The organism is Paenibacillus assamensis DSM 18201, from assembly GCF_000422445.1.
In the GTDB taxonomy this organism is placed as follows: domain Bacteria; phylum Bacillota; class Bacilli; order Paenibacillales; family Paenibacillaceae; genus Paenibacillus_B; species Paenibacillus_B assamensis.
Map to the genome: position 1 here is coordinate 103,395 of NZ_AULU01000009.1, position 19,335 is coordinate 122,729.

Sequence of the window (19,335 nt, forward strand, 5' to 3'; positions counted from 1 at the left end):
AAAGGATGATCAATTATCCTTTTACCGGACGTACTATCCGTGTGTTCAGGCTGCTGCTTCAGCTACTTATCATTACCACCACATAGAGCAAATTCAAACGATAATGTACAAATTAAGAAGCTGCATAAATATCGTTCGCAAGAGATAATAGCGTATTTACCCAAGTCATTAACTCATTTGGAAAAATGGCCAATATAATGACAGCCGCCGCACTACACGCAACCACAGCGCCCGAGGCGACAGACACGTGAATACGTTTAAAACTAACAGGTCCAACATGTCCTTTGGGTGATTCTAATCCTACTTCAGATTCTAGTTCAAAACTTTGAGGCTGGGCAGTCTGTAAGTGTGACACGCTTTCACAGTCACGCATAAACATGTGCCGAATAAAACCAAAATACACATAAAACGAAATGACACTCGTCACCATCATAATAATGGCCAGCCACAATGCATGTGTCGCAACTGCTCCTAGCAAGATGTATAGCTTGCCAAAAAATCCAGCTGTTATCGGAATACCTGCCAGAGACAGTACAAATATGGTCATAGCTACGGCCAGCCATGGCGCCCTATAGTACAATCCAGCAAAACTTTTAAGCTCCTCATGCTCAGTTCCTCTGCACACCATTGCTAAAACCGCAAAAGCACCAATAGTCGTAAATGCATAGGCAATCAAGTAATACCAGAATGTTGAAAAGTTTGAACTATACCACGCAGTAGGTTGAAAAATATTCAAACCTAACGGCACAAGCAAATAACCCGCATTAGCAACACCAGATAGAGCGAGAAGACGCTTCACCTTTACCTGTCGAAGTGCCATCGTTGTGCCTACGATCATAGATAGTGCTGCAATGGATAAAAGGATGAGGGATACGTCTTCGTTAATGAAAGCACCCGCAGACGAAAGGTAGCCCAACCCATCGGCATACTGAAAGCCAAATAAAATATGAAATACAAGCCGAAATAATAATGCAAGAACAGCACCTTTGGATACGACAGATAAAAAGGCTGCAATTGGAGTTGGGGCTCCTTCATATACATCTGGCGACCAGGCGTGGAAAGGAGCAGCAGCTATTTTAAATCCGAAACCGACAAGCAGAAGCAACATACTGAGATAGAGGAGAGGAAGGAATTGATCCGCATTCTGAGCGAGCGCCTCCGCAATTTGTCCAAGATGAGTCGCGCCTGTCATCCCATATAAAAAGGACATTCCATACAAAATAAATGCGGATGCTGTACTGCCTAGCACAATATACTTATAAGCCCCCTCTGTGGAGCGACGATCCCGCTTACGTATCGCCACTAATAAATAAGAGCTAATACTTAACAATTCTAAACCGACAAATAACGTAATCAGATCAGCGGAGGATACCAGTACAAGCCCACCAAGCACCGCTGGCAGCAGTAAATAGTAGTATTCGCCACGGTGCTGAATATCAGATTCACGAATATGGCCGATACTTATCAGGATCACAAGTGCAGTTCCAATTAACAGAACAACCTTTATCAGCAGCCCGAAATCATCGATCCGATAACTGCCTCCTAATAACTCGATCACACCAACTTTATGGCCAGCAATCGCGTCTTGGTAACGATCTACTAGTGTCCAAATAACCGTTCCTAGCGATACCAGCACCGCAATAAGAGACATTCCACCGATCCAGCTGCGATTGATGCTCCGAGGAAGCAGCAAGTCAACGATAGACATGACGATCACTGCAATTACGAGCGTCAGCTCTGGTGCCATTAACAGGAGGTCACTCCCTTGCAGCGGTTGATACAATTGTGTATTCATGCTCTTACCTCCCCGCCTGGATTATGTGGATAATATGCTCTATTCCTTGCTGAACTGGCATGGTAACAACGGCTGGCAGCACACCTATTACTATAATAGCAAGCGTCAATATAACAGCGGGAACTGCTTCAACAGCTCGTGTATCTTTAAGCTGTGCAAATCGCATATCCAGTGGCCCATACGTAATGGCCAATACGCCGCGCAAGACGTATACCGCACTCAAAATGATGCCAAGCCCTCCTACAATGGCAGCCCACGGCAGTTGGCCATACAAGCCTAACAGAGATAATAGCTCCGCCATAAATCCTGATAGTCCTGGGAGACCTAGCGAAGCTAGGCCCGCTAGCAGCAGCATAGCACTTAAGAATGGGAGTCGCTTTGCCAACCCTCCTAGCTCATCAATACGACTTGTACCTGTTCGCTCTAACAAGCAGCCTACCAACAAGAAGAATAAGGCTGAGATAAAGCCATGTGATACGATTTGCAAGACAGCTCCTTGCATGCCAATATCGTTCATTGCCGCAATCCCAAGCAAGACAAATCCCATATGACTGATGCTGGAGTATGCCAGTAAAAGACGAAGTTCCTTTTGAACATAAGCAAGAAGAGCTCCATAGACGATGTTAATGAGGCCAATAATAGCAAGTACCGTAGACCAAGACACAAATGACTGCGGTAGCAAGGCAACGCCGAATTGAATCAGTCCATACGCCCCCATCTTCAGCAATACTCCTGAGTGAAGCATGACCACTGGTGTCGGGGCTTCCACATGGACACGCAGCATCCACGTATGGAAAGGAAAAATCGGAAGCTTAATACCAAAAGCTAGAAGGAGTAAAACAAAAGCTGTCGTTCTCCAAGCTTCAGACAAGTAAAAAGGATTGAAGCTGCTGGCTGGTCCAGGCAGCGTATTGACGAATGATTGTGCATCACTTAGCTGACGAATCATTTGCTCAAGGTCACCGCTGTATACGAGATGCAACGGCGCTCCTGCTTCCCCGCGAACAGAAAGACCTGCTGTTGCAGTTAGGATAAGAAAGGCTACCAGCAGCAAGGCAGAGCCTAGGCCGTTGTATACAAGAAAACGATTGGCTGCCTTCTCGCGTTTGGCAAACCCCCATATCCCAATCAAGAAAAACATCGGTACGAGTGTCCATTCGAAAAATAAGAAAAATAAAAACAAGTCTCGTGCCATAAACACACCTAACATGCCTACCTCAAGCAGCAAAAACCATATGTAATAGCTCTTCACACGCTGCTTGATTGTTAAGGAAGCCCATGCCGCCATAGCTGTCACAATCGCTGTCATCACCACAAGCGGAAGTGACAGCCCGCCGATGCTCAAATGGTAATCGATCTCGAATGACCATGACTGTACATAAGGCTGTATCGCCTCAATATTTAATGGTATGGCAATCCAGTTGTATCGCTCAGTTAAGCTGCTACCTTGCCCTCCAACATTCACATAGGTATAGATGAAAAGGGCTAGCAACAAAGGCAGCAGAGCTGCTGCAATACCGATGCATCGCAGCAGCTTCACACGTTCATGAGGTACTAAGCTAAGCAGCAGCACACCAACTAGCGGTGAGAAGGCAAGTAAAGTTAACCATGGCACCATCTACCACAACCCCTTTCCGAGCAGCAGCAGTAAAAGCAATAAGGCGGAAAAGCCGCACACTGATAGCAAGCCATATGACTGCAATTGACCGTTTTGCATCCGTGTAAACAGCTTACCGAATTGAACCGTGCAGCTTGCTGTATACCGAACAAGCCCATCGATTATATAACGATCGAAAACATCAAGTACTTTTCCCAGCACTTTGAGGGGGTAGACAGCAAACAGTTTATACAGCTCATCCACATAATACTTGCGCTCCACGAGGTAATATAACGGCTTAATCACGCTGCTCCACTGATCTTCTCGAACCCCATTCGGCCCATAGATGAAATACCCGAGCCCAATCCCGCTTAATGCAACAAGGGTAGAAACAATGATCACGATTACATTCGTATGGTCACTAGCCGCCACTCCAGTAAGCCATGTTTCGAAGCCGCTATAAAACGGCGTATAAACGAAGCCTGCCACCACGGCCAGTATAGCTAGCACAACCAAGGGTATCGTCATCACAGCTGGTGACTCGTGAATAGGAGAATCGACACTTTCTGTATGTACACGCTTTGTTCTTGTAAACACGATAAAAAATAGCCTCGACATATAAAATGCCGTCAAAAATGCGGTTACTACGCCAATTACAAATAACAGTTTGTTGCTTTCCCAAGCCACACTCAGTATCGCATCCTTCGACCAAAAGCCAGACAATGGCGGCACTCCGGATAAAGCCAATGCGCCGATGGCGAAGGTCCATGCTGTTATTTTCATATGGCGAGCACGCCCATTAATTTTAAAAATATGTTGGGTATGTACCGCATGAATGACACTACCTGCCCCCAGAAACAATAACGCCTTAAAAAATGCATGGGTAAATAGATGAAATATCCCCGCTGTAACAGCGCCTAATCCTAGCGCGAGCATCATATAGCCCAATTGGCTTACTGTAGAATAAGCCAATATTCGCTTCATATCCCGTTGAGCAACAGCAATCGTCGCGGCAAATATCGCTGTAAATCCCCCTACAGAAGCTACGATGAACATGGCAGTTTGAGACACCTGAAAAATATCAAAAGTTCGAGCTACCAAATAGACGCCAGCCGCCACCATCGTTGCTGCATGGATGAGCGCTGAGATGGGTGTCGGTCCTTCCATTGCATCAGGGAGCCATGTATGAAGCGGGAACTGGCCTGACTTGCCTATTGCCCCTAAAAAGATAAGAGAAGCGATCCAAGTCGCTAAACCTGCTGATATACCGAATTGGGACATCGTATCCACACTAGCAAACACCTGCGCAATCGACTGAAAATCCAACGCATGGTTCGGCATTTGCCAGAACAAGATCAGGATAGCGATAAGCAGGCCGACATCCCCAATTCTCGTCATAATAAAAGCCTTCTTGGCCGCAGCACGCGCCGCTGGACGTTCATACCAGAATCCGATTAGGAGAAATGAGCATACGCCTACTAGCTCCCAAAATACATACAGCTGCAGCAAGTTAGGTGAAATGACCAACCCTAGCATGGAGAAGGTAAACAAGCCTATATACGCAAAAAATACAGTTTGGCGCTCATCATCTGCCATATATCCTTTAGCATAAAGATTGACGAGTGTACTAACTACTGTAACGATGACCAGCATAAGCGCATTCAAGTTAGTCAGCTCATAACCGAGTTCAAAGTGAACCGTTCCGAAGCTCAACCATTCTACGTTCACTGTGTATACATCTGTATTCGCCATTAACCTTTCTAGCAGTATAAGAATAGACAAGACACAGGCTATCAATGAGCTGCCAACACCAATAAAGGCTGCACTTCCTTTAACTACGCACCTCGCCAACGTCAGCACGAGGAACGCAAGTAAAGGAACCATGGGAACAGCCCACACATACTGCGCATAGACGCTCTCCATATCATCACCCTCCTTTCCAGTTAATTTCGCAGTTCATTAAACTCATCCACATTCGTCGTGCCTCGATTGCGGTACAACGCGATCAAAATAGCAATACCAACAGCTACTTCTGCTGCGGCAATCGCGATATTAAACAACGAAAACACTTGTCCCTTTAAGCTCGGTACAACCCCATATTTCGAGAATGCAATTAAATTCAAGTTGACAGCATTCAACATTAACTCAATCGACAGCAATACAATGACAGCACTTCGCTTCGTTAGCACCCCATATAGTCCAATACAAAATAAAATAGCAGCCAAAGTTAAATAGGAGGCCAGCATCGAACTCATTTACTCCGCCTCCTTTTGAGATGGAGAGCTTACTGCTTCGCTTTCCTCTGCATCTTCATGCTTAGCCACAACGATGGCTCCGATAAAGGCAACCGTTAGCAGCACAGACAACAACTCAAATGGGATAACGTGTGCTGTGAAAATCTGCTTTCCTAATTCCAACGTATTGTCCTCAGCAAGCGGCCCTGTTGCAGGTGCCGTTGGAAATGAAGTGCTGCGAATAGCGAAAAATATAGCCACAAAAAGAGCTACACACCCCAACGCAGCGAATACTCCTTTCCATTGGATGCGAGGTGACTCTTCTAACTCGTCATGCTTGGTCATCATGATGCCGAATATCATTAAAATAGAAATGGCCCCTGCATACACAAGAATTTGGACAGCCGCTACAAATTCTGCCTCCAGCAGCACATACACACCTGCTAGACCAACAAACGTGAAGGCCAGCGATACGACCATGTGTATAATTTTGCTGAAGTTCAACATGAATACTGCACCAGAGATCACACATACAGCCAAGATGAGAAATAATATCGAATGACCATTCCATACGAAACTAAGATCAAACATCTTTTTTCCCGCCTCCCTTCGGAAGCATTGAAATATTGTCGTAGCGAATGCGCTGATCATTAGCATGTAGCCACTCTCGATCCTTGAACAACGTATCACGACTGCATGTAGCCAGCTCAAAGTTGTTCGTCATCATAATCGCCTCTGTGGGGCATACTTCCGTACACAAATCGCACAAAATGCATATTTCAAAATTAATATCGTACGTATCGATAACCTTTCCCTTTTTAGTAGGGTCTGGATGCGGCTTACCAGTCAGCGTGATGCAGTCCGTAGGACAAATACGCGCGCAGGCGTTACAAACGATACATTTGTCAGGATCAAAATGCTGGACTCCACGGAATCGCTCAGGCATCTGCATCGGTACATCAGGATAGGCATACGTAACTTTTTTGGATGTCATGGCTTTCAGCGTGACCGCCAATCCTTTGAATAACCCTTTCACAGACTTCCCCCCATTTCGGTGGTTCTCCTCGTGTACCCGCTTCAGCTGCGGGTTTGCAGATCTCTCTCACTTACTTCAAGAACAACTCGATGTACGCAGCTGTGACGAAAATATTGATTAAAGCAAGCGGCAGCAGCACCTTCCACCCAAAACTCATCAATTGATCGACACGAATCCGCGGCATCGTTGCACGCAGCCAAAATAAGAAAAATACAACAAACACAAACTTCAACATGAACCAGAGCAGACCAGGTATAAAATCCAATATCGCGAGAGGTGGATGCCAACCGCCAAGAAACAACACCGTTGTTAAGCTTGCAATGGCGAACACGTATACATACTCTGCCAGCATAAAGAATGCAAAGCGGAATCCACTATATTCCACGTGATAGCCCGCCACCAGCTCTGACTCTGCTTCAGGCAAGTCAAACGGAGTTCGATTCAATTCAGACACAGCAGCGATCATAAACACAACGAAGCCAATCATTTGAGGCAGCAGATTCCATTCCCAAAAGTTATTCCCCTGTCCTTCTACAATTGTGCGCAAGCTTAAGCCTCCGCTAAGCATAACGACGCCAACTACAGATATAACGAGAGGAATCTCATAACTTATCATTTGTGCGGCAGAGCGCATGCCCCCGATTAAAGAATATTTATTGTTGGAGGCCCATCCGCCCAAAATAATACCGATGGTGGACAAGCTTGAAAGAGCTGCATAATAGAGCAACCCTACATGTAAGTCTGCAAAATACAAGGAAGGTGTGTACGGGATGACAGCCAATACGGCGAACGCTGGTACAAATGTAATAATGGGAGCTAGTATGAATAAGGCACGGTCTGCCTTTTGTGGGATGGTATCTTCTTTGATGAGGAGCTTTAACACATCTGCTACCGATTGGAGCAATCCTAAGGGGCCGACACGAGTTGGGCCATGTCTGAATTGCATCCAGCCGATAACTTTGCGTTCAAAATAAATAGCATAGGTCACGAATCCGAGTACGATAAACAGAAACAAGACTGCCCAACCAAGGAAAATAAGGCCGTTCTGCCAAGTTAGTGCCTGTTGAAGCAATTCCGTCACTAGCAATCCACCTCCCCAACTACGATATCGACTCCACCAAGAATCGTAATTAGATTGGTCATCGACTGACCAACGAGCAATTCAGGCAAAATTTGAAGGTTCACAAATGAGGGCCTACGAAATTTCAAGCGGTACGGTTCTGCCTTGCCTTTTGAAACGATGTAACAGCCGATTTCACCGCGAGGCGATTCAATCCGAGCATAGACTTCACCAGCAGGTGGACGAATGACGCGTGGTACTTTACCCATGGTCTCACCCTCGGATGGGAACTGCTCTACCGCCTGTTCCAAAATGCGCAAGCTCTGTACGATTTCCTCAATTCGAATTCTATAGCGATCATAGCAGTCTCCGTTGAAGGACAGCGGCACATCAAAGTCAAAACGCTCATAAAGGCTGTATGGCTCCTGCTTCCGCAAATCCCAGTTCACGCCTGTACAACGCAAATTAGCACCACTCAACCCATAAGCAATTGCCGTCTGTGCATCATATATACCTACTCCTTTAATCCGTGCAAGGAATATTTCATTTCCGCTGACCAACTTGTCGTATTCTTTCAATCGCTTGCGCATGTAAGGAATGAAGTCACGCACCTTATCGATCCAACCGCTCGGGGCATCCCATTTCACACCACCTACACGCATGTAATTGTAAGTAAGTCGCGCACCGCACAGTTCATTGAATAGATCAATGATTACTTCACGATCACGAAACGCGTATAAAAATGGACTCATCGCCCCGATATCCAGTAAATACGTGCCCCACCATACTAGATGGCTAGCAACCCGCTGCAGTTCCATGACTATAAGGCGCATGAATTCTGCCCGTTCTGGAATTTCGATGTTCATCATCTTCTCCACAGCATGCACGAGCACATAATTGTTCGTCATCGCAGAGACATAATCCATCCGGTCGGTGTAAGGAATGATTTGTGTATAGTTCAATTGTTCCGCTAATTTCTCTGTGCCGCGGTGTAAATAGCCCATAACAGGAGTTGCTTCTTTAATGATTTCACCATCCAGCTTCAGTACAATTCGAAATACGCCGTGTGTACTCGGATGCTGAGGGCCGACGTTTAACAACAATTCCTCCGTGCGAATCAATGGGGTTACACCTCCGTATCTGACGGATCATAATCTTTACGCAGTGGATGACCCACCCAATCATCCGGCATCATGATGCGTCTCAAGTCTGGATGTCCAGGGAAATCAATTCCGAGCAAGTCATACACTTCACGCTCATTCCAATTCGCCGTTGGCCACAGTGGAGTTACAGAAGGTATCCATGATTGCTCCCTCTCTGTCTTCACATGAACCGCAATCTCCCGCCTAGTTTGCAAGCTAATTAGATGATAAACAACTTCAAGCTCATCTCCCTGATCGACGCCAGCTACATTTCTTAAGTAGTCGCATGACCACTCCTCTTCCACTTGAAACCATCGAGCAACAGCAAGCCAATGCTCCTTTTTGACAGTAATTGTTGGCAGTTGTCCGTTTACTTCGTTAATAATAGCTTCATCCACCACATCTTCCGCTATATCATGCTTCAATTGTTCAACTAACTGCTCCAGTCTAGATTGAGGAGTATCTACTGCACGTTCAAATGATTCTGCTTCCTGATTAATTGGAGTTCGTTCCGTTTGCTCGGTCTGAGGTGATTGCACATTGAGCTCCTCCGGCTTATCACTCATCGGATTGTCACCCGTCTTCCTGTCTTTGCCTCGTAGCGTATTTTCTCTTGCAGCTTATTGATTCCATAAATTAAAGCGGCAGGGTTCGGAGGACAGCCCGGAATATACACATCAACTGGCACAACCTGATCAACACCATTTACAACCGAGTAAGACTTCACATAAGGCCCTCCGGCCGTTGCACATGAACCCATCGCAATAACCCACTTTGGTTCAGGCATCTGATCGTATAAACGACGCAGCAGTGGCGCCATCTTTTTTGTTACAGTACCAGCTACAATCATGACATCCGATTGGCGAGGCGAGGTGCGAAACATAACTCCAAAACGATCCAAATCATAATGAGAAGCGCCTGTCCCCATCATCTCAATCGCGCAGCAAGCAAGTCCGAATGTCAATGGCCACAGCGAATTGCTGCGGGCCCATGCCTTCAACTGCTCCAGCGTTCCCATAAACACGTTACGTTCAAGCTCACGACGTTCATCAGCGGATATCGAATCTAACGCGAATTCCATTTCAACACCTTCTTTTTCCAGGCATACATCAACCCAACAAGCAGCATGGATACGAATATTAACATTTCAATTAATGCAAATAAGCCCAAGTGATTGTAGGCGACAGCCCAAGGATATAAGAAAACGGTTTCCACATCGAAAATAACGAACATCAACGCAAATAAATAATAGCGAATGTTGAATCGGACTTGTCCCGCCCCCACAGGCTCATTCCCACTCTCATAAGTCGTCATCTTCATCGCTGTTGGCCTATTCGGCCGTAAGTACCTTCCAAGCGTAAGTGCAGCAATCGGCAGCAAAATGCCTAATGCTATAAAAATAACTACCAAGACATAATTGTTAAAATAGGCCATAATCATCTCCTCCGCCTGACAAATAATCGTATTTCTTATTTGCCCGTCGTTCACCTGCATAGAGATAGCCAAACAAGCCACCTATTAAAGATGTATATGAAGCTCGCCCAAAATGAGAATAAAATCTTCACTTAATAAACATGAACAAATCGAATTGGAGTAATTGGATGGGTTTGAAAAGAATAAGAGGGATATATGTAAACTTCCGAGAATAAAAAAAGGACCGCGGCTACCACCCGCGGTCAATGGAGGATGAGGAAACTACCTTACAACCAACCTACTGCAACGTCTGACCAAGAAGTAAGTCTTAACTGATAAGGGGGGATAATCCGTTCTCAATTTTGTCCTTGAGAATGATTATCAATCTTAACTAAACTCAGTATATGATAATCTTTCTCAATTGTCAACACATCTGAATGTCATTTTTTAATGAATATTTAGAGGCACTATATAACCTTTTTGTTCTTGTTTCAGCTTTTTATATTTCGATTTTGTTTGTATATGGTATAATTATGTAAATACTTACATTGAGGTGAGTGCTTTGTCTTTACGCTACAAGGAATACGGACATAAGCACGCTCCCCTTATGGTGTTTATCCATGGCGGTGGAGCTAGTGGTTGGATGTGGAATAAACAAGTCGAGCACTTTAAGAACTTTCATTGTCTAGTTCCTGATATGCCGGAACAAGGACAAAGCAGTGATGACCGTCCATTCACCATTACTAATAGTGCAGACCAAATCATTGCGCTAATTGAGGAAAAAGGGCAAGGGAAAACCATCATAGCTATCGGGTTTTCTTTAGGAGCTCAAGTGTTAATAGCTATTCTCAGCAAAAGACCTGACTTAATCCAATACGCCATGATAAATAGTGCTTTAGTAAAACCCATCTCCTACGCAAAAATATTTACAAAATCGCTAGCGATTGTTCATCCACTTACGCGTAATAAAACATTTTCCAAAATCCAAGCCAAGTCGATGTACATAGATGAAGCACTCTATGGAACTTACTATGATGAAAATTCCCGGATGACCAAGGACACGCTAGCCAGAATACTAAGCGAAAACATGTCGTTTACGATCCCAAAAAATTTTGGACAAGCAAATGGAAACATACTAGTCACGGTTGGTGAAAAAGAAAAGAAAATGATGAAAGACTCCATGATTAAAATTATATATAGCAACCCTAGATGCCAAGGTTTTGTATTTCCTAAAATGGGTCACGGTGCTTCTTTAGCAGATCCTGAACTATTCAATCAAGTGACTGAAAAATGGATTCAACATGATTCCTTGCCCCTATCGACTGAATACATACGAACGAATTGAGCTGCTTGATCTGCCTTTTACAATTATACATCTGAGTGATTGATTTACTGCCATCCTATTCTTAGGATGGTTATTTGTATTCCTTAACTACACCATTCCAATTGTTATTACTTTACCCGATCAAACCTTTGTTCTTTTTTTCACATAATGTTCACAACTGTTACTGAAAACCCTATTGAGAATCTTTTCACGTGGTATATACTATGGATATGCAAGAGGTTGTGATTAATATCACATAGTAAGCCGAACGACGTTAGTTCACATTTTTTATTTAGCTTTATTAGTGAATGTTTTCACTTTCACTAATACTAATTCATTTATTAAAAATTTAACTATCCTATTCCCTTAAGGAGGAATTCTCATATGAAAGTAGCCGTTATTGGTTGTACACACGCAGGAACAGCAGCAATTGTCGAAACAGCAAAGCGTTATCCAGATGCTGAAATTACCGTATATGAACGTAATGATAATATCTCGTTTCTATCTTGCGGGATCGCATTATACGTAGGTGGTGTGGTAAAAGATGCGCAAGGCCTCTTCTACTCTTCGCCAGAGAAAATGAAAGAACTTGGTGTGAAGATGCATATGCTCCACGATGTAACTGAGATCGATATTGAAAACCATACGCTGCACGTCCGTGACTTGCAGACAGATGAGCAAAGAGAAGATACATTCGACAAGCTAATCATTACAACAGGCTCGTGGCCAATCGTTCCTAAGTTTGAAGGCATTGAGCTGAACAATATTTTGCTCTGCAAAAACTATAACCATTCGAATACAATTATGGAGAAAGCGCAAGAAGCTAAAAACATTGTCGTTATCGGAGCTGGCTATATCGGTATCGAACTAGTAGAAGCTTTCGAAGAAGCTGGTAAACAGGTAACACTGATAGATATGGAAGAACGTATCATGCCGAAATATCTTGATCCTGAATTTACAGCTCCTGTAGAAGCATCGTTCCAAGAACGTGGTGTGAACCTTGCACTTGGCGAAAAAGTAGAGCGTTTCGAAGGTACAGATGGCAACGTTCAGGCAGTTGTGACAGACAAAGGCCATTACGATGCCGACCTCGTTATTTTGTGCATCGGGTTCAAACCTAATACAGAGCTGTTCCAAGGACAATTGGAGATGCTTGATAACGGGGCAATTAAGGTAGACGAGTATATGCGCACAAGCCATCCTGATGTCATGGCTGCAGGGGATTGCTGTTCCATTTTATACAACCCAACAGGTGAACAAGTGTATATCCCACTAGCTACAAATGCAGTACGCATGGGTACGATCGCAGCTTGTAACTTGAAAGAAAATCGCATGCGCTCGCTTGGAACGCAAGGTACATCGGGTATCAAAATTTATGAGCATCATATCGCATCGACAGGTTTAACAGAAACAGCTGCTGCACAACTTGGCATGAACGCAGCAACAAGTACATTAGTTGATACGTATCGTCCAACATTTATGCCTACAGCTGAACCGCTGACTTTGAAAGTTGTTTACGAAGCTGATACACGCCGTATACTAGGCGCTCAACTCGCTTCGACAATTGACTTAACACCAGCGATTAATACGATGTCGGTATGTATCCAAAACAATATGACCATAGATGAACTCGCGGTTGTCGATTTCTTCTTCCAGCCGCATTTCAATAAACCGTGGAACTACTTGAATGCCGTAGCTCTGCAAACTTGGAATGAAGCTCATTAATCCGTTTCTGCTTACTCGTACAGGATTGTGTAGTATCGATATCATCTTAATATTGCCCCACCATTATATATAACAAAAGAGGCTGCTTATCCTAATGGATAAGACAGCCTCTCTATCATTATCGGTTCTCCGATACTTTAAGACGCGCAATTGCACGTTGAAGCGACAGTTCCGCACGACGGAAGTCAACATGATCCTGCTTACTGCGATCTGCCATCGATATACGCTGCTCCGCACGAGACTTAGAAGCCTTCGCACGATCCACGTCAATATTTTCAGGCAATTCTGCACTTTCTGCCAGCAAGACCACTTTATCCTTTCGTACTTCCAAGAAGCCGCCATGAACAGCTACGAAATGCTCTTTGCCGTCCACTTTGATCTTCATTGGAGCGATCTGAAGTGGTGTGACCATCGGAATATGCCCAGCCAAAATGCCGAGCTCCCCTTCAACGCCTTTCACGCTGATGCTGTTCACTTCCTGTGCAAATACTTTGCGCTCGGGAGTAACAATCTCCAACATAAAGGTGTTCAAACGCGGTTCCTCCTTCCGTTCCGAACTTCGTTAGATGAAAGAATCGGACCGTATCACATCAAGCTGTTATTATAGCGATTTCGCTTTCTCAACAGCCTCTTCGATCGTACCAACATACAAGAATGCTGCTTCTGGAAGATTGTCATGCTTACCTTCCAAAATCTCTTTGAAGGAACGTACTGTTTCTTTAACAGGTACGTATTTTCCTTTGTGACCTGTGAATGGCTCTGCCACGTGGAATGGCTGGGACATGAAACGCTCGATCTTACGTGCGCGCGCAACAGTCAGCTTATCTTCCTCGGACAACTCGTCCATACCCAAGATTGCGATAATATCTTGAAGCTCTTTGTAGCGTTGAAGAATACGCTTAACGCCTTGAGCAACGTTGTAATGCTCTTCACCTAGAACTTCAGGTGTCAAGATACGAGAAGAAGATGCCAATGGGTCAACCGCAGGGAAGATACCCATCTCGGAAATACGGCGCTCCAAGTTCGTCGTTGCATCCAAGTGAGCAAACGTCGTTGCTGGAGCTGGATCCGTATAGTCATCCGCTGGAACGTAGATCGCTTGGATCGACGTAACGGAACCTTTTTTCGTAGAAGTAATACGCTCTTGCAATTGACCCATCTCTGTTGCCAATGTAGGCTGGTAACCTACTGCGGATGGCATACGTCCTAGCAATGCAGATACCTCAGAACCTGCTTGCGTGAAGCGGAAGATGTTATCGATGAAGAGCAATACGTCTTTACCTTCTTGATCACGGAAATATTCCGCCATCGTCAAGCCTGTCAATGCAACACGCAGACGAGCTCCAGGAGGTTCGTTCATCTGACCGAATACCATCGCTGTCTTCGCGATAACGCCGGATTCACTCATCTCATGGTACAAGTCATTACCTTCACGTGTACGCTCACCAACACCTGCGAATACGGAGATACCGCCGTGCTCTTGTGCGATGTTGTTGATAAGCTCTTGGATCGTTACCGTTTTACCTACACCCGCACCACCGAAGAGGCCGATTTTACCGCCCTTCGCGTATGGAGCAAGCAAGTCGATAACTTTGATACCAGTTTCAAGAATTTCCGCTTGAGTGGACAACTCATCGAATGTTGGTGCTTGTCTGTGAATTGGGTTAACCAAGTCACGGTTTACTTCACCAGCGTTATCGATTGGCTCACCCAATACGTTAAATACACGACCCAATGTTACACTACCAACCGGTACTGTAATCGGTGCTCCGAGGTCTACTGCTTCAATACCACGAACCAAGCCGTCTGTAGAAGACATCGCAACGCAGCGAACTACGTTATCGCCCAAGTGGACGGATGCTTCCAACGTCAGATTGATATCAGGTACGCCAGGAGCTGTCGATTTTTGTTCGATCTTGATCGCGTTCAAAATTTCCGGAAGTTGACCACGTTCGAATTCAATGTCAATAACCGGACCTGTAACGCTTAACACGCGTCCTTTGTTCATCTCGTTCCCTCCTACTGAAAAACTGCCTTATCCATTAAGCCTGAGCGCTCGCTCCTGCTACGATTTCGGAAATTTCTTGCGTAATAGCCGCTTGGCGCGCACGGTTGTATGTCAGTGTCAAAGAAGAAATCATCTTCGTTGCATTCTTCGTCGCACTGCCCATTGCCGTCATTTGCGCACCGAACTCACTCGCTTTCGCGTCGAGTACTGCGCTATAGATAAGCGTTTCTGCGTACTTCGGCAGCAAGTGAGCCAACACCGTATCCGCATCTGGCTCATACTCGTAGGTTGCCGTAGCTTGCACCGCTTTAGCACCGCTTACAGCGTTATCTTCTAGCGGAAGCAAACGCTTTTCAACCGGAGTTTGCGTAATCGCATTGATGAACTCGTTGTAGAATAGATTCAATTCATCGTATTGACCTTCTTCAAAATATTGAACCGCTTTGTAGGCGATTGTTTTGATGTCGGCAAACGTTGGTGAATCTGGTACTTCCGTAACATCCTCTACGATTGGCAATCCTCTGCGGCGGAAATAGTCACGGCCTTTGCGTCCAATAACGAACAACGCGTACTCATCTGTCGAACGATGTCGCTCTGCAATCGTATCCATCAGCTTACGAATGACGTTGGCGTTGTAACCGCCTTTCAATCCGCGATCTGATGTAATGATGAGATAACCCGTCTTCTTGATAGGACGCTTCACTAACATCGGATGCTGAGCACTTTGCGTACCTGCCGCGATGCTGTTTACAACTTCTTTAAGCTTATCTGCGTAAGGACGAGCTGCTGTCGCAGCCTCCTGTGCACGACGAAGCTTCGCTGCTGCAACCATTTCCATCGCTTTCGTGATTTGCTTCGTGCTCTGAACGCTCTTAATTTGGCGCTTTATTTCGAGCATACCTTTAGCCACTTACGTTTCACCTGCCTTATCAGCCCTGCATGAGGCAGAGCTTGCTTCTTCGCTTGAACGTGGTGAACCGGGACGCGACATCGCGCACCCGGCTACCCTTTATATTTCATTAAGCCGAAACGGCAAAGCTTTTCTTGAACTTTGTCACTGCTTCAACGATCTGATCTTCAGTCTCTTTGGAGAGATCTTTTGTGTCACGGATCGAATCAAGAATCGCTTGAGCATTAGACTCAACGTGAGCCAAGAACTCTTGCTCGAAGCGACGGATATCGGACAATGGAATCTCGTCAAGATGACCACGAGTAGCAATGTAAAGACTCACTACTTGCTTCTCAACCGCAAGCGGTTGGTTAACACCTTGTTTCAAGATTTCCATCAGACGGTCACCACGGTTAAGACGAGACAACGTGGATTTATCCAAGTCGGAGCCGAACTGGGAGAATGCTTTTAACTCACGGTATTGTGCGAGGTCAAGCTTCAACGTACCAGCTACCTTCTTCATCGCCTTAATCTGTGCAGCACCACCTACACGGGATACAGAGATACCAACGTTAGTCGCTGGACGCTGACCCGAGTAGAACAAGTCTGACTCTAGGAAGATCTGTCCGTCTGTAATAGAGATAACGTTAGTAGGAATGTACGCAGATACGTCATTCGCTTGCGTCTCAATGAACGGCAATGCCGTCAAGGAACCGCCGCCATTCTCATCGCTCAGCTTCGCTGCGCGCTCTAGCAAACGGGAGTGCAAGTAGAATACGTCACCCGGATATGCCTCACGGCCCGGAGGACGACGTAGAAGCAACGAAAGCTCACGGTATGCAGCCGCTTGCTTGGACAAGTCATCATAAACAACGAGAACGTGCTCGCCTTTGTACATGAAGTACTCACCCATCGCACAACCAGAGTAAGGCGCCAAGAAGAGAAGCGGAGCCGGCTCGGATGCGGATGCCGTTACAACGATTGTGTAGTCCAAAGCACCGTGACGGCGAAGCGTCTCAACTACTTGTGCTACAGTAGATTGTTTTTGGCCGATAGCAACGTAAATACATTTTACGCCGTTACCTTTTTGGTTAATGATTGTATCGATTGCAACTGTCGTTTTACCTGTTTGACGGTCACCGATGATCAACTCACGCTGACCACGACCGATAGGAACGAGCGCATCGATAGATTTAAGTCCAGTTTGCATAGGCTCATGAACCGATTTACGGTCGATAACCCCTGGTGCTGGGGACTCAACTGCGCGGAACTCTGTCGTAGCGATTGGCCCTTTGCCATCTACTGGCTGACCAAGCGGATTCACGACGCGGCCAAGCAATGCTTCGCCGACTGGAACTTCCATGATGCGTCCTGTACGTTTAACTTGGTCACCTTCACGAATGTCTTTGTAAGGACCAAGAATAACGATACCGACGTTGTTCTCTTCCAAGTTCAGGGCCATACCCATGACGCCGTTTGAGAATTCGAGCAACTCACCGGACATACATTGTTCTAGGCCGTGAACACGGGCAATACCGTCACCGACTTGAATAACGGTACCGACCTCTGCCACTTCGATTTGAGACTGGTACTTCTCAATTTGACTTTTAATCAGCGTGCTGATCTCTTCAGGTCTGATGCTCACTCGCTTCACCCCATTCTTCCGTGCTTTATCTATTACCGTGCAATTGCATTCAATTGTTGTTGTACGCGTGCCAATTGACCGGACAAGCTGCCATCATAGAGACGGTCGCCGATACGGACTTGGATACCGCCGATCAATGTAGGATCGACGACATTTTGTACACGAATCGTCTTGTTATCTTTCTTGCCGAACACAGCAGCGATCTGCTGTTGTTCTTCTTCACTAAGAGCAACTGCTGAACGAACCTCAGCATTTGCCACTCCAAGTGCTTGGCCTGCAATGCGGACATAATAGTCCAACAAATCGCCAAGCAGCAAGATGCGACCGCGTTCCACGAGCATTTGCAGCGTGTTCAACACGATCTCGGAAGCATTTCCTGCGAAAGCCGCTTTCAATACATCCACTTTTTCCGAACTATTAATGTTTGGCGTTGTCAGAAGCAGTTCCAACTGATGGTTGTTACGTACTGCCTCTACGACCGAGCGCAATTGCTGCTCCGTCTCAACAACGGATTGACGTTCGTTCGCCAATTCGAACAGCGCCTTGGCATAACGTTTAGCAACTACGGATTCTCGGCTCATTGTTTGCCTCCTACCTCATTCAGGTATTCGTCAACCAATTGAGCTTGGTCCTTCTCATCCACTTGTTTCTTCAACAATTTGGAAGCGATTGCGACAGACAAGCTGCCCACTTCTTGACGAAGCTCATCAACTGCTTTGTTCTTCTCATTCTCGATATCGCGTGCTGCTTCATCTTTGAGACGAACCGTTTCTTGCTTCGCTTTGTCAATGATCTCGTCTGCTTGACGAACAGACGTCTGCTTCGCTTGCTCAATAATATCGTACGCTTCTTTGCGAGCTGTTGAGAGAGCTTCTTTCTGCTCTTCCACATACGCTTGAGCTTGTGTACGGCTATTTGCTGCATCGTCCAACTGTTGCTTAACCAATTGGCGACGCTTTTCCATTACTTCTAGCAATGGCTTAAACGCATATTTCTGGAGTAGCACATATAGAATAAGGAAACCCAGAATTGCAAACACGAAATTCTCCCAAATAAACGCCACTACAGTCACTCCTTTCCGGTAACCTCACTTACAGGTCCTAACAAAACGAAGGCGCGGATGGCATCGGCCTTCCCCGCCAAACCGTTTGACTATGAATTAAGCTCCGAAGAAAATCAAGAAAGCGATAAGAGTAGCTGCAAGAGGGATAACCTCTACTACACCGACACCGATGAACATAGTCGTTTGCAATTGACCACGTGCTTCTGGTTGACGAGCGATAGACTCAACTGTGCGGGATACGATCATACCGTTACCAATACCTGCGCCCAATGCGCCCAAACCTACTGCTAATGCTGCTGCTAAAAATTCCATTTGTTACATCCTCCTTAGAACTGGTTAATTGTTTTGAAATGATAAATACTGGAACATTTCTTACCTTCGTTATTCTCGAGGTGAGTCATAAC

General features: G+C 45.5%; 20 protein-coding genes. 2 read left to right on the forward strand and 18 right to left on the reverse strand.

Going from position 1 to position 19,335, the window contains the following annotated elements; translation table 11 throughout:
* Positions 1-112: 112 nt before the first annotated feature.
* From H580_RS0105100 to H580_RS0105150, 11 genes are all read right to left on the reverse strand, one after another.
* Entirely contained in the window at positions 113-1,795 is a 1,683-nt protein-coding gene (locus tag H580_RS0105100) for an NADH-quinone oxidoreductase subunit N (RefSeq protein WP_028593825.1), read from the reverse strand.
* A 4-nt stretch (positions 1,796-1,799) separates the two neighbouring features.
* Entirely contained in the window at positions 1,800-3,413 is a 1,614-nt protein-coding gene (locus H580_RS0105105) for a complex I subunit 4 family protein (protein ID WP_028593826.1), read from the reverse strand.
* Positions 3,414-5,315 (reverse strand): NADH-quinone oxidoreductase subunit L, encoded by a 1,902-nt coding sequence (nuoL, locus tag H580_RS0105110; protein WP_028593827.1) that lies wholly within the window; start codon positions 5,313-5,315, stop codon positions 3,414-3,416.
* Between the two features lie 20 nt (positions 5,316-5,335).
* Positions 5,336-5,647 (reverse strand): NADH-quinone oxidoreductase subunit NuoK, encoded by a 312-nt coding sequence (gene nuoK, locus H580_RS0105115; protein ID WP_028593828.1) that lies wholly within the window; start codon positions 5,645-5,647, stop codon positions 5,336-5,338.
* The gene (locus tag H580_RS23450; RefSeq protein ID WP_051217269.1) at positions 5,648-6,217 is read right to left on the reverse strand and encodes an NADH-quinone oxidoreductase subunit J; all 570 of its coding nucleotides are present in this window, start codon (positions 6,215-6,217) and stop codon (positions 5,648-5,650) included.
* Positions 6,210-6,662: an NADH-quinone oxidoreductase subunit NuoI gene (nuoI, locus tag H580_RS0105125; RefSeq protein ID WP_028593829.1), complete on the reverse strand. Its 453-nt coding sequence runs from the start codon at positions 6,660-6,662 to the stop codon at positions 6,210-6,212. Before nuoI ends, H580_RS23450 begins: the two co-directional genes overlap by 8 nt.
* Positions 6,663-6,732: 70 nt before the next feature.
* Positions 6,733-7,743 carry an NADH-quinone oxidoreductase subunit NuoH gene (gene nuoH, locus H580_RS0105130; RefSeq protein ID WP_028593830.1) on the reverse strand — a complete coding sequence of 337 codons (1,011 nt, stop codon included), beginning with the start codon at positions 7,741-7,743 and terminating at the stop codon, positions 6,733-6,735.
* Entirely contained in the window at positions 7,743-8,843 is a 1,101-nt protein-coding gene (locus tag H580_RS0105135; protein ID WP_028593831.1) for an NADH-quinone oxidoreductase subunit D, read from the reverse strand. Before H580_RS0105135 ends, nuoH begins: the two co-directional genes overlap by 1 nt.
* A 5-nt stretch (positions 8,844-8,848) precedes the next feature.
* On the reverse strand, positions 8,849-9,430 hold the full coding sequence (locus H580_RS0105140) for an NADH-quinone oxidoreductase subunit C (RefSeq protein WP_028593832.1): 582 nt from the start codon (positions 9,428-9,430) through the stop codon (positions 8,849-8,851).
* Positions 9,427-9,945 (reverse strand): NuoB/complex I 20 kDa subunit family protein, encoded by a 519-nt coding sequence (locus H580_RS0105145; RefSeq protein ID WP_028593833.1) that lies wholly within the window; start codon positions 9,943-9,945, stop codon positions 9,427-9,429. Before H580_RS0105145 ends, H580_RS0105140 begins: the two co-directional genes overlap by 4 nt.
* Positions 9,930-10,298, reverse strand: a complete 369-nt coding sequence (locus H580_RS0105150) for an NADH-quinone oxidoreductase subunit A (RefSeq protein ID WP_028593834.1) — start codon at positions 10,296-10,298, stop codon at positions 9,930-9,932. The genes H580_RS0105145 and H580_RS0105150 overlap by 16 nt, the downstream gene beginning before the upstream one ends.
* Before the next feature lie 586 nt (positions 10,299-10,884).
* On the opposite strand from H580_RS0105150, the gene H580_RS0105155 reads away from it, so the two are divergent.
* Both H580_RS0105155 and H580_RS0105160 read left to right on the forward strand, forming a co-directional pair.
* The gene (locus H580_RS0105155) at positions 10,885-11,622 is read left to right on the forward strand and encodes an alpha/beta fold hydrolase (protein WP_425414112.1); all 738 of its coding nucleotides are present in this window, start codon (positions 10,885-10,887) and stop codon (positions 11,620-11,622) included.
* A 363-nt stretch (positions 11,623-11,985) separates the two neighbouring features.
* Positions 11,986-13,326, forward strand: a complete 1,341-nt coding sequence (locus tag H580_RS0105160; RefSeq protein ID WP_028593836.1) for an FAD-dependent oxidoreductase — start codon at positions 11,986-11,988, stop codon at positions 13,324-13,326.
* A gap of 118 nt (positions 13,327-13,444) precedes the next feature.
* Here H580_RS0105160 and H580_RS0105165 read toward each other — a convergent pair whose 3' ends face one another.
* The 7 genes from H580_RS0105165 to atpE all read right to left on the reverse strand — a co-directional run bounded on the left by H580_RS0105165 (position 13,445) and on the right by atpE (position 19,243).
* Positions 13,445-13,858 (reverse strand): F0F1 ATP synthase subunit epsilon, encoded by a 414-nt coding sequence (locus H580_RS0105165; RefSeq protein WP_028593837.1) that lies wholly within the window; start codon positions 13,856-13,858, stop codon positions 13,445-13,447.
* 69 nt (positions 13,859-13,927) lie between these two features.
* Entirely contained in the window at positions 13,928-15,334 is a 1,407-nt protein-coding gene (gene atpD, locus H580_RS0105170; RefSeq protein ID WP_028593838.1) for a F0F1 ATP synthase subunit beta, read from the reverse strand.
* Between the two features lie 34 nt (positions 15,335-15,368).
* A complete protein-coding gene (gene atpG, locus H580_RS0105175) occupies positions 15,369-16,244 on the reverse strand; it encodes an ATP synthase F1 subunit gamma (RefSeq protein ID WP_028593839.1) in 876 nt (291 codons plus the stop codon).
* A gap of 109 nt (positions 16,245-16,353) precedes the next feature.
* Entirely contained in the window at positions 16,354-17,868 is a 1,515-nt protein-coding gene (gene atpA, locus H580_RS0105180; RefSeq protein WP_028593840.1) for a F0F1 ATP synthase subunit alpha, read from the reverse strand.
* Between the two features lie 32 nt (positions 17,869-17,900).
* A complete protein-coding gene (locus tag H580_RS0105185; RefSeq protein WP_028593841.1) occupies positions 17,901-18,449 on the reverse strand; it encodes a F0F1 ATP synthase subunit delta in 549 nt (182 codons plus the stop codon).
* Positions 18,446-18,931: a F0F1 ATP synthase subunit B gene (gene atpF, locus H580_RS0105190; protein ID WP_028593842.1), complete on the reverse strand. Its 486-nt coding sequence runs from the start codon at positions 18,929-18,931 to the stop codon at positions 18,446-18,448. The genes H580_RS0105185 and atpF overlap by 4 nt, the downstream gene beginning before the upstream one ends.
* A gap of 96 nt (positions 18,932-19,027) precedes the next feature.
* The gene (gene atpE / locus H580_RS0105195; protein ID WP_028593843.1) at positions 19,028-19,243 is read right to left on the reverse strand and encodes a F0F1 ATP synthase subunit C; all 216 of its coding nucleotides are present in this window, start codon (positions 19,241-19,243) and stop codon (positions 19,028-19,030) included.
* Between the last annotated feature and the right edge of the window lie 92 nt (positions 19,244-19,335).